A 13,016-nucleotide genomic window follows, 5' to 3' on the forward strand; every position below is an offset into this window, starting at 1 on the left:
GGTTCGCGCGCGCGGCGTCAGCGACGGGCTTCGAAGAAATCGCGCAGCAGGTCGGAAGCGGCCTCCTCGAGGAGCCCCCCGACGACCTCCGCGCGGTACGGCAGTCGCCTGTCCCGCAGCACGTCGTACATCGAACCGGCGGCGCCGGCCTTGTCATCCCAGGCCCCGAACACGACGCGACCGATGCGCGCCTGCAGGATCGCGCCGGCGCACATCACGCACGGCTCGAGCGTCACGACGAGCGTGTGACCCTCCAGATTCCACGACCCCGCGGCTGCCGCGGCGGCGCGCAGCGCGACGATCTCGGCGTGTCCGGTCGGGTCGTGCGTCTGCTCGCGGGTGTTGCGCCCCTCGGCGAGAATGCGGCCGGACGGGTCCAGCACGACCGCGCCGACGGGTACGTCGCCGCCCGCTGCGGCGTCTCGAGCGAGCTCGAGCGCACGCAGCATCCCCTGCGAATCGGATGCCGACATATCTCGACTCTATTGCCGAGCGCCGGGGGCATTACCCTTGATCCATGCGTGTTCACGTGGCAGACCACCCCCTCATCACCCACAAGCTCTCGGTGCTGCGCGACGCGCGCACCCCATCGCCGGTGTTCCGCCAGCTCACCGAGGAACTCGTGACGCTGCTCGCCTACGAGGCGACACGGAACGTGCGGGTCTCCCCCATCGAGATCACGACCCCTGTGACGACGACGATGGGTGTGAAGATCTCCGAGCCCCGCCCGATCGTCGTGCCGATCCTGCGCGCCGGACTCGGGATGCTGGAGGGCATGGTCAAGCTGCTCCCCACCGCCGAGGTCGGCTTCCTCGGCATGGTCCGCGACGAGGAGACCTTCGAGCCGACCACGTACGCCGAGCGCCTTCCGGACGATCTCAGCGACCGTCAGTGCTTCGCGATCGACCCGATGCTCGCCACCGGCGGCTCGCTGGGTGCTGCGATCCAGTTCCTGTTCGACCGCGGTGCCAAGGACGTCACAGCCATCTGCCTGCTCGGCACGCCGGAGGGCGTCGCCGCGATCGAGAAGCTCGTCGGCACCCAGGACGTGACGCTCGTCCTCGGGGCGCTCGACGAGCGTCTCAACGAGAAGGGCTACATCGTCCCGGGGCTCGGCGACGCCGGCGACCGGCTCTACGGCACGGTCTGATCGTCGCGGGCTGACCGGCTCGGGTTGATGGCCTCCGGTCGATCGTCGCGGGCTGACCGGCTCAGGGCGCGCCGACCAGTCGCGCGAAGGCGCTCAGCCTCGCGACGCCGTCGGCCGTCCACGGCAGATCGTCCAGCAGAGCGGGCGAGTGCACGAGGTAGGCGACGCTCATGGCGCGCGAGATCGCGACGTTGAGCCGGTTCTGCAACAGCAGGAACTCCGGTCCGCGCGGCGCATCCCGGCCGCTGGACGCCGCCAGCGAGGTGATCGAGACGACGGCCTCCTTGCCCTGGAAGTTGTCGACGGTGCCCACCGGGATCCGGTCGAATCCTGCGTCCCCGAGCACCTGGTGGATGAGCTGCTTCTGCGCGTTGTACGGCGCGACGACGATGATGTCCTCCTGGCCGAGCGCGCGTGCAGGCGCGCCCGTCATCCCGTCGGTGTAGGTACGGCCGAGCAGATCGCGCACGATCCGCAGCACCTCGGCCGCCTCCTCCGGCGACTGCGTCGCGTTGCCGCGATGGCGCACCGGAACGACATGCAGGCCGGCATCGACGCCGTCGACACGGCGCAACTCGGTACCCGGTGCGGAGGCCAGTTTCCCGGCGTACGCCAGTGTCGAGACCGGCTCCGCGACCGCGGGGTGCATGCGCCAGGACGTCGCGAGGAAGTGGCCGTACGCCGGATCCAGCACCTGCTGCCCCGCCATGACCCATCCCAGCGCCGAGGTGTCGACCGGCTCCGGATGCGTGCCCTGGCTGACCTGTGGAAGCTGTTGGGGGTCGCCCAGCAGCAGCAGGCTCTTCGCCCCCGACGCAACGGCGATCGTGGAGGCAAGCGAGAACTGTCCGGCCTCGTCGATCACGAGCAGATCGAGCCCCGCCCGATCGACGCGTCTGGTGTTGCTGAAGTCCCACGCGGTGCCTCCGACGACGAAGCCCTCCGGATGCTCGCCGATGAACGACGCCATTCCGTCCTTGGGGATCACGGTGTACGGCGGCTCGACGGACGCGTCCTTCGGATGCTTCGCGACCTGGGAAGCTGGTACGCCGTCTTCGATGACACGGCACAGGAGCGTCTCGACGATCGCGTGCGACTGCGCGACGACGCCGACCTTGGAGCCGTGCTCGCGCACGAGGCGGGAGATCACGTGCGAACCGGTGAAGGTCTTCCCCGTACCGGGCGGACCCTGCACGGCGATGTAACTGCGATCCAGATCGAGAACGCCCCGGACGATCGCATCGACTGTGTCGACGGGGTTCTGCGGCAGTGCGGCGCCGGACCGAGTGCGCGGAACGGCGCGTCGGAGGATGTCGGTCGCCGCATCGCTCGGGAAGCCGGGGGCTGCGGCATGCACCGACTGCGCCCACTCCTCGATGGCCTTCTGCTGCGAGGCGACGTTCGGCGGGGATGCCGGCGTCAGCGCGAGCGGCATGTCGTGCCATGTCTCGCCCTGCACAGCGCGTTCGCGCACGACGTAGCCGTCGTCGAGGACCGCGACGATCTCGATCTCGTGCGGCACGTGGATCACGCGCGACAGGCTGTCGACCGCGAACGGGGCAGGCGTCTCGTAGAGCGCGAACGGCCGCGCCCCGACGCCGAGGGTGCTGCCCGGCGCCACTTCGCCGCGCAGCTCGACGAGCCGGGTCAGCGTCCTGGTGCCCTCGGCGATCCCCCAGTCCTCGAGGGACCGGCATCGCCCGACGTCCACGCGCAGCACATCGCGCGTCTGCTCCCACACCGACACAGGTTCGCGCAGACGCTGGAAGTGCCCCTGCCAGAAGCTCTTCGCCTCACGGGGGTAGTAGTCGATGGCGGCGGCCGCGACGCGATGCACCTCCCCGTCGCCTCCTGCTGCGGCGGCCTCCTCGCCGTCCGCGAGAAGGGCCAGCGAGAGCGCGGACGGTTCGTACGCGCGGGCCTCCAGTTCATCCGGCGGCGCCGGCAGCACGCCCGCCTGCTTCGCGAGCCCGATCAACCAGTCGCGCAGTCGCCGAGTGGACACGCAGTCGTAGCGGTTGTAGTCCGCGAGATCCTCGAGGATCGTATCGGCCTCGGCATCCTGACCCGCCTGCCGCAGCTCGCGCGCCTGCACGTACCGGACGATGGAGTCATCGCCCTTCTGCACGTCGCTGGTGCGCACCTCGGCGCCCATGTAGAGCGGTTCGAGCTTCTTGATCGAGTACGACCGCGACCCCACCCTGACCGACCGCAGCACGAGCGGGTAGAGATCGACGAACACCCCGTCGCGCAGCAGGCGGTCGACATCGGCCTCGCCGACGCCGTGTCTGGCCGCCATCGCCGAAAGATGCGACGTCTCGTAGGGCGCGTAGTGGTAGATGTGCATGTCGGGGTGCGTCTGCCTGCGCACCTTCACGAACTCCAGGAAGTCGAGCAGTGCGCGCTTCTCCTCGGCGAACGTGTGCGCCCAGAGCGCGGAGTACTGCTCCGTGTTGTCGAGCCAGCCGAACAGATAGTCGATGCCCCAGTCGGGCCTTCCCGTGTCGTCGGCGATCGATTCGGTGTACAGCGGATCTCCCTCGAAATCGAAGAAGATGTCGCCATGACTGGGACGCGGCATGAGACCGATCGCGTGGGCGGAGACGAGTTCGAACGGTGGGGGGACATCGGCGTCGATCGCAGCGCCGGACTGCAGCCGCGCCTGAGCACGCAGCGCGGCGAAGACGTCGGGGTTCATGCCGTCCGGCGCCTGCGTCGCGGCTGCCAGATCGTCGAGCGTCTGCACACCGGCCGCACGGAGCCTCTGACGCTGCACCGGACGCATCCGCGCGACCATCAGCAGATCGCGATGGGCGATCACCTGCTCGTCGCACGTCGCGCATCGGCCGCAGGCCCGCACCTGCAGGTCGCCACGGTCATCGCCCCAGGCCAGGGGCGATCCCGCTGAGCCGTCCTCGACCCGGCGATCGGCGATGAGCGCGCGCAGCCGGGCACGGCGCACCCGGAACAGCGGCAGCAGATCGTCGACCGCGTGTGTGCTGAGCGTGCCGTCGCCGAGGATGAGATCGACCTCGTCCGCTCGCGGGATGCCCAGGCCATCGAGCTGATCGACGTATGCCGCGAGCTGCATGAGCGCGGTGACGCGTGCGGTGCGGGCGAGTTTGGAGTCCTGCACTCGCCAGCGCCCGTCGTCCTCTCGCAGCAGGAAGTCGGCGAATCCCACGAAGTCATCGGCTGAGAAGGCGGCCTGGAAGAGAACAGCGGCATCGGAACGCAGTGCCTCGCCCGTCTCCGCCACGGCGGCCGCGAGCGCTTCGGCCTCGCGCGAGGAGACCTTCGCCACCTCGTGCACGGCCGTGCCGAAACGGTCGCGATACGCCTGCAGCACGTTCTGCTCGTGCACGTCCCCGAGCTCGGCAGCGCGGCGCAGGGTCGCATCCTCCGGCTCGTCGACGGCAGGGACACGACCGAGCTTCGCATCGATCGCTCGACACCAGGCGAACTCGCACTCGGCGGCCAGCTTCAGGTCGCTGGCGCTCCAGATGACTCGTCGCGCCGCGGTGTCGATCCTCATGCTTCGAGACTAGTTCCGGGGTCGGACACGGTCCGCCGGCGGTACGCGACGCCTCGACTCGTCCGCTCGCTCAAGGAGCGGGGCGCCACCAGGTGTCGGTCGGCGTGACGGGCAGGCGGCGCTTGTGCTCGGTGGCGAGGTACTTGCTCTCGATGCGAGCGGCGACGTCGGCATCCACCTGTCGCCCCTCGAGGTAGTCGTCGATCTGCTCGTACGTGAGGCCGAGTTCGTCCTCGTCGGCTCGGCCTGGCTGACCGTCCAGCAGATCGGCCGTCGGCACCTTGAGCCACAGCCGGTCGGGGGCGCCCAGCGTGCGCAGCAGCGCCTTGCCCTGGCGCTTGGTGAGACCGGACAGCGGAAGCAGGTCCGCCGCACCGTCGCCGAACTTCGTGTAGAAGCCGGTCACGGCCTCGGCCGCGTGATCGGTGCCGATGACCAGCATCCGGTCGTGCCCGGCGAGGGCGTACTGGGTGACCATGCGAATGCGCGCCTTGATGTTGCCGCGGTTGAAGTCCGAGATGTCCGCTCCGGCGGCCTGCTCGATGTCCTTCTCGACACCGTCGACGCCGTACTGGATGTTGACCTCGATCGCTCGATCGGCCGCGATGAACGCCAGCGCCGCTGCCGCGTCGTCCGCGTCCAGCTGCACGCGGTACGGAAGCCGCACGGCGATGAACGAGGCGCGTGCGCCCCGTTCCCGCGCCTTCTCGACGGCGAGCTGCGCGAGCCTGCCTGCGAGCGTCGAGTCCTGGCCGCCGGAGATGCCGAGCACGAACCCGTGCGCGCCGGTGGTCACCAGATAGTCGGCGAGGAACTGCACCCGACGGTCGATCTCGGGCTGCGGGTCGATCTCGGGCTGCACGCCGAGGTCGTCGGCGATCTGCTGCTGAAGCGACACGGAATCCTCCACTCTGTCTGCGTCCAGTATCACGTGCGCATGTGACGAGCGGATGACGACGCGGCGGAATACCTCGACCGGCGACGGACTTGTCCTCAGCAGACGAAGAAAGCGAGACCCCCCCATGACCCTGATCGGCCGCAGCGACCTCGATGTGTTCCCGCTCGCCCTCGGCGGCAACGTGTTCGGTTGGACCGCCGATCGCGATGCCTCCTTCGCGATCCTGGACGCCTTCACGCAGGGCGGCGGTGACTTCATCGACACCGCGGACGGCTACAGCCATTGGGCTCCAGGCAACTCCGGCGGCGAGAGCGAGACGCTGATCGGCGAATGGCTGACATCGCGCAAGCCGCGCGATGTCGTCATCGCGACCAAAGTGAGCACGCATCCGGACTTCCCCGGCCTGTCGGCGAAGAACATCCGCGCGGCGGCCGAGGCGTCGCTGAGGAGGCTCGGCGTCGAGAGCATCGATCTGTACTACGCGCACTTCGACGACGAATCGGTTCCGCTCGAGGAGACCGTCGCGGCGTTCGGCCAGCTCGTCACGGACGGGCTCGTGCGCCACACGGCCGTCTCCAACTACTCCGCCGACCGCATCCGCTCGTGGATCGCGATCGCGCAGGATGCCGGGACGGCACTGCCGGTCGCGGTGCAGCCGCACTACAACCTCGTGCACCGCAATGCGGTCGAGGAGAGCATCATCCCCGTCGCGGAGGAGTTCGGGCTCGACCTGATCCCGTACTACGCGCTGGCCAGCGGATTCCTCACCGGGAAATACCGCTCGGACGACCCGACCGCCGTCGCATCGGCTCGTGCGGGCGGAGCGGCGAAGTACGCCACCTCGCACGGCCTGCGCATCATCGACGAGCTCGAGCGCATCGGCACGGCGCACGGCGCCTCGGTGGCGTCCGTGGCGCTGGCCTGGCTGCGGTCGCAGCCCACGGTCGTCGCCCCGATCGCCAGCGCATCGCGTGTCGAGCAGGTGGCCGACCTGCTCGCCAGCGCTCGCGTCCAGCTGAGTCCGGAGGAGATCGCGTCCCTCAGCGCGGTATCCGCCTGGTCGTACGCCGGTCGCTGAACGGTCTCAGCCGCGGCTGCCCGCGGGGCCGACGATCCGACTCGGCCCCGCGTCGGTCTGCTCGACGCGCAGCTGCGCGGGAATCTGCTCCTGCATGGCCTCGACGTGGCTGATCACACCGACCGTGCGACCGCCGGCGCGCAGTTCGTCGAGCGTGCGCATGGCGACGTCCAGCGTGTCCGCGTCCAGTGAGCCGAAGCCCTCGTCGATGAAGAGCGTGTCGAGGGTGATGCCACCTGCGCGCGCCGTGACGACCTCGGCGAGCCCCAGCGCGAGCGCCAGGGAGGAGAGGAACGTCTCTCCCCCGGACAGCGACTGCGCGGGTCGTGTGTGGCCGGTGAAGGCGTCGAACACGACGATTCCGAGTCCTGATGCCGCGCCTCGGGCGGCGAGCGCGTCCGAGTGGCGGAGCTGGTAGCGGCCGGTCGACATGTCGCTCAGGCGCCTGTTCGCGGCATCCACGATCTCCTCGAGTTCGGCGGCGAGGACGAAGGTCTCCAGAGTCATGCGGCGCGTGTTGCCCGCGCGCCCGGCGATCGTGTCGGCCAGGCCCTTCAGCAGCTCGTGCTCCTGCATCTGCTCCGCGCTGCGGGCGTGCTCCGTGGCGGCGCCGTCGATCAGCGCGCCCAGTCGCCGCGCGACGGCGGACGCCTGCGCGGAGCTGTCGACGGCGTTCTTCCATGCGTCTCTGGAGACCCGCGCCGCCTCCTCGGCGGGGCCGACGTCGATCGGCTCCTCGGGGAGGGTGCGCATCTCCAGGGGAAGCAGGATCGCCTTCTCGGTCTCACGCTGCACGGTGTGCGCGGTGATCCGGCCCTCCAGGGCGTCGCGCTCGGCCGTGGAGCGCAGGGCGGTCTCGACGTGGTCCGAGTCATCGAAAACGGACAGCGCGATCGCGGCGTCGCGTTCGCTGCGTGCCTCGTCCGCGGCGGTTCCGCGTCGCGCTGTCTCGGCGAGAGCCGCGGCGAGCGCACGGGCTGCCGCGATGCCTTCGGCGGAATCGGCGACGCGCTCTGCCACGGATGCGAACGGACCGCGTGCCTCGGCGATGATCGCCTCGGCCTCGCGCTCGCGCTCCTCGAGGACGGCGAGCGCCTCCCTCGCCGTCGCGAGAGCCGCGGAGGAATCGTCGCGTTCGCGCTCAAGCCTGGCGATGCGCTCCTCGATGGCCGCGAGACGCTCCTCGGTCTCGGCGACCCGACCGACGGCGGACAGCGCCTCGTCGTGGGCGGCGACGGCGGCGGCGAGCTCGGCATCGCCCTGTTCGGCGTCCCGGCCGTCCGCCAGCGCGGTCGCCGCGGCGAGTTCGGCTCTGAGCGCGGTGAGCCGATCGGCGGTCTCGCGCTCCGAGCGCGCCGCATCGTCGCGCTCGGACTGAGCCTCGGCGATGTCATCGCCCGAGACCGGATCGGTGTGCGCGGCCGGCGCGGGGTGCGTCGTCGAGCCGCACACGGCGCAGGCCTGCCCTGAGACCAGCGCCTCGGCGAGCTCGCCCGCCATGCCGTCCAGCCGGCGCTGCAGCAGAGTCGACAGCTCGGTCTGCTTGCGCGCGAGCCGGGTGTTCGCCGCGGCGAACTCGCCGTCGACGGTCTCGATGACCGTCGACAGCCGCGCGACCTCGACGGCTGCGGCGCGGCGCGATCGCGCCCGATCGCACTCCTGGGCGAGGGCGTCGATCCGGTCGGCCGTTCGGCGCGCGGCCTCCCGTTCAGCGGAGGCTGCGGCACGCTCCTGTGGCAGGGCGGAGCGCTCCACGTCGTCCGCGGCGATCCGCTCCGACGCCTCGGCGACTCGCCGGGTCGCCTCCGCCCGTTCCTCCGCGCGCTGCGCAGACCGCTGCTCGTACTCCTGAGCGCGCTGCCAGCTGCCGCGCTGCTCGGAGCGCGCCGTCGCCCAGTCCTCGAGCATGGTCGCGGTGAGCTCGGGCAGGGCGATGCCGAGCGCCTTCCAGCGCGTTCGCGCCTCGGCTTCGGCTTCGGCGGCCGCGTCCAGCGCGCATCGGGCCCTCGTCGCGGCGGCGATCGCCGGTCGAAGACCCTCGGCACTGCGCGCGCGATCCAGCTCGGCCCTGGCCGTCGCGATCTGCGGTTCTTCGTCGTCCAGTCGGCGCAGCGCCGCGCGCGCACGATCGCGCTCCCGCTGCGCCGCCTGCTCCTCACGCCGGGCGGCGAGCGCCGCGTCGGCGTCGGTGGAGCGCCGTTCGGCATCGTCCGCGTCTGCCTGAGCGCGCTCCGCGCGGTACTCGGCCCTGGCCAGCGCACGCCGCAGCGCCTCCAGCCGTTCTTCGGTCGGGCCTGCGCCCACCTCCGGCGGCGAGTCATCCGGCGACTCCGATCCATCGCCGGCATCCGCCGTCGTGCCCTGCAGGCCTGCGTCCACCACGACGGTCTCGGCCTCCTCGAGACGTGTCGTGACGGTCATGAGTCGTGCGCTCAGCGCGTTGTCAGACGCCTTCCGCCGCTCGTCGAACCGCACCTGGATGTCTTCGAAGCGCTCCGTGCCGAACAGCCGTCGCAGCAGCGCCTGGCGCTCCTTGCTGTCGGCGAGCAGGAAACGGGCGAACCGGTTCTGCGCCAGCAGGATCACCTGCAGGAACTGCGACTGGCTCAGCTGGAGGATCGCGTCCAGTTCGTTCGCCACATCGACGGCCCGCGCCGCGCGTCCGAGCCACGCGTCGCCGGTCCATTCGTCGAGTGCGACCGCCGAGGCCTGTTTGGTCATGCCGCCGCCGCGTCTGGCCGGTCGCATGTACTCGGGCGAACGCGTCACGCGGAATCGTCCGGCGGTCGTACTGAACTCGACGACCACCTCGCTCGGGTCGTCCGGCTCGCAATGATCGCTGCGCAGCCGCTTCTCGCCGCCGTCGTAGCGCGGCACCGATCCGTAGAGCCCGAAGCAGACCGCGTCGAGGATGCTGGACTTTCCCGCCCCTGTCCGGCCGGCGATGAGGAAGATGCCATCGGCCGCGAACGCGTCGAAGTCGACCGTCTGGCGTTCGAGGAACGGACCGAAGCCCTCGACCTCGAGGCGATGCAGGCGCACTAGACCAGTGCCTCCGCGGCCACTCGCTCGTCGAGCACCTCGCGGATCAGCTCGTGCTCGCGCTCGGTCGCCCCGTGGCCCTCGCGTACGTGCTCGAGGAAGGCCTCGATGCGGTCTGTGTCGGTGACCGCTGTGCGCAGCCGCGCGGAGTAGGACTGCTCGAGCCGCGCGACGGTCTGTTCCGGCTCGTGCTGGACCAGCGCGCAGAACGCGAACCGCTCCTTCAGCCGGCGCATCGGCTCAGCCTGCGGGAGCGCGTCGGTGTACACCGCGCATACCCAGTCCGTGGCGTGGGCCGCGACGTTCTCGGCCGACAGGATGTCGTCGAGGGCTCCGGTCAGCGTCACGAGGCGGCGCGGAACCGGCAGGTCGAGCCATTCGACGGTGGCGAGCCCTTCGGCGTCGAGGTCGATCAGCCAGGAGCCGCGCGGCTTGTCCTGTTCGCCGAAGCTGTAGTGCAGCGGCGCCCCCGCATACCGGACGCGATCGCTGAGCTGCTGCCGGCCGTGGATGTGGCCGAGAGCGACGTAGTCCGGACCGTCGAACACCGACAGCGGAACGACGTCGAGACCGCCCTGACGGACCTCGCGCTCGAGCCCTGCGGTCGCGTCGACGCCGGCGGCGAAGCAGTGCGCGATCGCGACCGAGCGGCCGGTGTGCGCCGCCATGCCGGCGCGCACCAGTTCCATGGCGTGCGCCATCGTCTGCGCCTGCGTGCGGAGCACGGCATCCGGCCAGTACTGGCGCACGAGGGCCGGCTCGAGGTACGGGATGCCGAAGAAGTGCACCGGACCGTGGGCATCGGCGATCGTGATCGGCACGCCGATCGCGACCGGGTCGGTCTGCACGTGGATGCCGTCGCGCAGCAGCCGCGCCTGGAAACCGAGCCGTGCGGCGGAATCGTGGTTGCCGCTGGTGACGATCACGGCGGCGCCGGCGTCGTGCAGGGCGACGAGCGTGTCGCCGAGAAGCGTGTACGCGGGGCCGGCAGGCGTGGCCGAGTCGAAGACATCGCCGGCGACGATGACGACCTCGACATCGTGCGCACGCACCTGCGCCACGAGCGCGCCGAGCACCTCGGCCAGCGCATCCATGGTGGAGTTGCCATGGAACGTGCGGCCGATGTGCCAATCGGAGGTGTGCAGGATGCGCATGTTCACACGGTACGGAGGACCTCGGACATCGGCCGAGAGGCGTGCCGCGGCATCCGTCGTTCGGACGCCGCGGCACCGCGCTCAGTGCGCGAGGACCGCAGCCTGCTCGTCAGCGCCCCGCGGGAGGAGATCCTCCGCACGCCCTCGCACCATCGTGATCGCGATCACGGACGCCACGACCATGCCGACGGCGGCCGCGAGGAACGTCGCCCCGTAGCCGGACGTCAGCACCGCGGCGTCGACATCGGCCGGCGCATGAGCGCCGACGCGGGCGGCGTACACCGCCGTGAACACCGACAGGCCGATCGAGCCGCCGATCTGCATGGCGGAGTTCGTCACCGCGGAGGCCACGCCGGCATCGTGCGGCGCGACCCCGGTGAGGGCGACGTTCTGCAGAGGGATGAAGACGAACGCCATGCCGAAGCCCATCACGAGCAGAGCGGGGGCGATCTCGACAAGGTAGTCGCCGCCGGGAGTGATGAACGACAGATAGACGAGAGCCGCGGCGACGACCAGCGGGCCGCCGATGAGCATCGGCCGGGGGCCGACGGTCCCCAGCATCCGCGTCGCGATCGGTGCGAGCACCATCGTCCCGAGGGGCAGCGGAAGACTCGCGAGGCCCGCCTGCAGCGCCCCCATTCCGAGGACGATCTGCAGGTGGAGCGTGAGGTAGAGCGTCGCGCCGATCATGACGCTGCCCGCGACCGCCTGGATCAGGAAGGCGCCGCCCCTGACGCGGTCGGCGACGACGCGCAACGGCAGCAGCGGATTGCCGACCTTCGTCTCGACCCATACGAACACACCGAGCAGCACGACGCCGACGGCGAGAAAGGCGATCGTGAGCGGGTTCGCCCAGCCGGTCTCGGCGATGCTGAAGCCGTAGACGAGCGATCCGAGGCCGACGGTGACCAGCAGGGCACCCCACAGGTCGTAGCGGTTGTCGCCCTCGGCCTTGCTCTCGGTGATGAATAGAGCGCCGCCCACGAGGCAGACGATCACGAAGAAAAGGTTGACAAGCAGGCACCACCGCCAGTCCAGGAACTCGGTGAGGAAGCCTCCGAGCACCAGACCGACCGCTGCGCCGGCACCGGCCACAGTGCCGAACACGGCGAAGGCCGTGTTGCGCTGCCTGCCGGAAGGGAACAGCGTCGTCAGCAACGCGAGCGCCGCCGGGGCGAGCATGGCCGCGAACACGCCCTGCAGGGCACGGCCGAGGACGAGCTCCCATCCGGCGTTCGCCATTCCTGCGAACAGCGAGGCGAGACCGAAGCCCACCATCCCGACCAGGAACGTGCGCTTGCGCCCCCAGTAGTCGGCGATGCGCCCGCCGAGCAGCAGCAGCGCTCCGAATGCGAGCGCGTAGGCCGTCACGACCCACTGACGCATGTGGTCGTCCATCCCGAGGGCGGCCTGCGCCTGCGGAAGAGCGATGTTGACGATGGTGCCGTCGAGGACGACGACGAGTTGCGTCAGAGAGATGATCGCCAGGGCCCACCACTTCGCTGAGGGGTGGGCGCGCAGGGTCGATGACATGGAAAAACCTCCGGTGTCTGGTGAGGATGCCGGAGGTTTCAAGCCTCGGACCGGCCCCGTTCCCGAGGCCGACCGCCTCAGCGAACGGTGCTGAGCAGAGCTCCATTCTCTCGGACGGAGGCGGAGGACCGGCGCGATCGGCACCCGACCGCACCGTAACAATGCGTCACACGCCGAGAAATCTGCTACACGTCAGCGACGGCGCAGCAGCGCACCGTGCTCGGGGTGCGCTGCGAACCATTCGGCGACGTACCAGCACACCGCGTCGACCTTCCGATCGCCGCGCTCGAGGATGTCGGCCACGGCCCCCTCGACCACGCGCGCGGCATGCCCCTGCCCGCGGAAAGTCGGGACTGTGAAGGCTCTCGTCAGCGCGATCGTCCTGCCGTCGTCGCGGTAGTCGAGCACGCTGACCAGCTGTCCGTCGTGCAGCAGCGTGTAGCGCGATGCGTCCTTCTCATCGGTGAGGACGAAGCCGTCTGTCAGGGTCGAATCGGTCACGTCCCCACGTTACGCCCGGCGGCCGACACAGGCTCCGTTTTGACACGGAGCGACACGATCCGACATAATCCCCCCATGACCACCAACGCACGCCCTTTGTCCGCCCAGGAGGCGAACGGGACTGC

9 protein-coding genes are annotated in these 13,016 nt (G+C 70.3%); 2 read left to right on the forward strand and 7 right to left on the reverse strand.

Annotated elements, in window-relative coordinates; translation table 11 throughout:
* Positions 1–17 precede the first annotated feature (17 nt).
* On the reverse strand, positions 18–473 hold the full coding sequence (tadA, locus tag OED01_RS12740) for a tRNA adenosine(34) deaminase TadA (protein ID WP_264155653.1): 456 nt from the start codon (positions 471–473) through the stop codon (positions 18–20).
* A 44-nt stretch (positions 474–517) separates the two neighbouring features.
* Here tadA and upp point away from each other — a divergent pair, with 44 nt between their 5' ends.
* The gene (upp, locus tag OED01_RS12745) at positions 518–1,150 is read left to right on the forward strand and encodes a uracil phosphoribosyltransferase (protein ID WP_264155654.1); all 633 of its coding nucleotides are present in this window, start codon (positions 518–520) and stop codon (positions 1,148–1,150) included.
* Between the two features lie 61 nt (positions 1,151–1,211).
* On the opposite strand, the gene OED01_RS12750 is transcribed toward upp, so the two are convergent.
* Complete coding sequence (locus tag OED01_RS12750; protein WP_264155655.1) at positions 1,212–4,685, reverse strand: TM0106 family RecB-like putative nuclease; 3,474 nt, start codon at positions 4,683–4,685, stop codon at positions 1,212–1,214.
* A gap of 70 nt (positions 4,686–4,755) precedes the next feature.
* Complete coding sequence (gene nadE, locus OED01_RS12755; protein WP_264155656.1) at positions 4,756–5,583, reverse strand: ammonia-dependent NAD(+) synthetase; 828 nt, start codon at positions 5,581–5,583, stop codon at positions 4,756–4,758.
* Positions 5,584–5,707: 124 nt separating this feature from the next.
* On the opposite strand from nadE, the gene OED01_RS12760 reads away from it, so the two are divergent.
* Entirely contained in the window at positions 5,708–6,661 is a 954-nt protein-coding gene (locus OED01_RS12760) for an aldo/keto reductase (protein ID WP_264155657.1), read from the forward strand.
* A gap of 6 nt (positions 6,662–6,667) precedes the next feature.
* Here OED01_RS12760 and OED01_RS12765 read toward each other — a convergent pair whose 3' ends face one another.
* The 4 genes from OED01_RS12765 to OED01_RS12780 all read right to left on the reverse strand — a co-directional run bounded on the left by OED01_RS12765 (position 6,668) and on the right by OED01_RS12780 (position 12,891).
* A complete protein-coding gene (locus OED01_RS12765) occupies positions 6,668–9,703 on the reverse strand; it encodes an AAA family ATPase (RefSeq protein ID WP_264155658.1) in 3,036 nt (1,011 codons plus the stop codon).
* A complete protein-coding gene (locus tag OED01_RS12770) occupies positions 9,703–10,857 on the reverse strand; it encodes an exonuclease SbcCD subunit D (protein ID WP_264155659.1) in 1,155 nt (384 codons plus the stop codon). The genes OED01_RS12765 and OED01_RS12770 overlap by 1 nt, the downstream gene beginning before the upstream one ends.
* Before the next feature lie 81 nt (positions 10,858–10,938).
* Positions 10,939–12,390, reverse strand: coding sequence for an MFS transporter (locus tag OED01_RS12775; protein WP_264155660.1), 1,452 nt, complete (start codon positions 12,388–12,390; stop codon positions 10,939–10,941).
* 192 nt (positions 12,391–12,582) lie between these two features.
* Positions 12,583–12,891: a GNAT family N-acetyltransferase gene (locus tag OED01_RS12780; RefSeq protein WP_264155661.1), complete on the reverse strand. Its 309-nt coding sequence runs from the start codon at positions 12,889–12,891 to the stop codon at positions 12,583–12,585.
* Between the last annotated feature and the right edge of the window lie 125 nt (positions 12,892–13,016).

The organism is Microbacterium sp. M28 (genome assembly GCF_025836995.1).
Classification (GTDB): Bacteria; Actinomycetota; Actinomycetes; order Actinomycetales; family Microbacteriaceae; genus Microbacterium.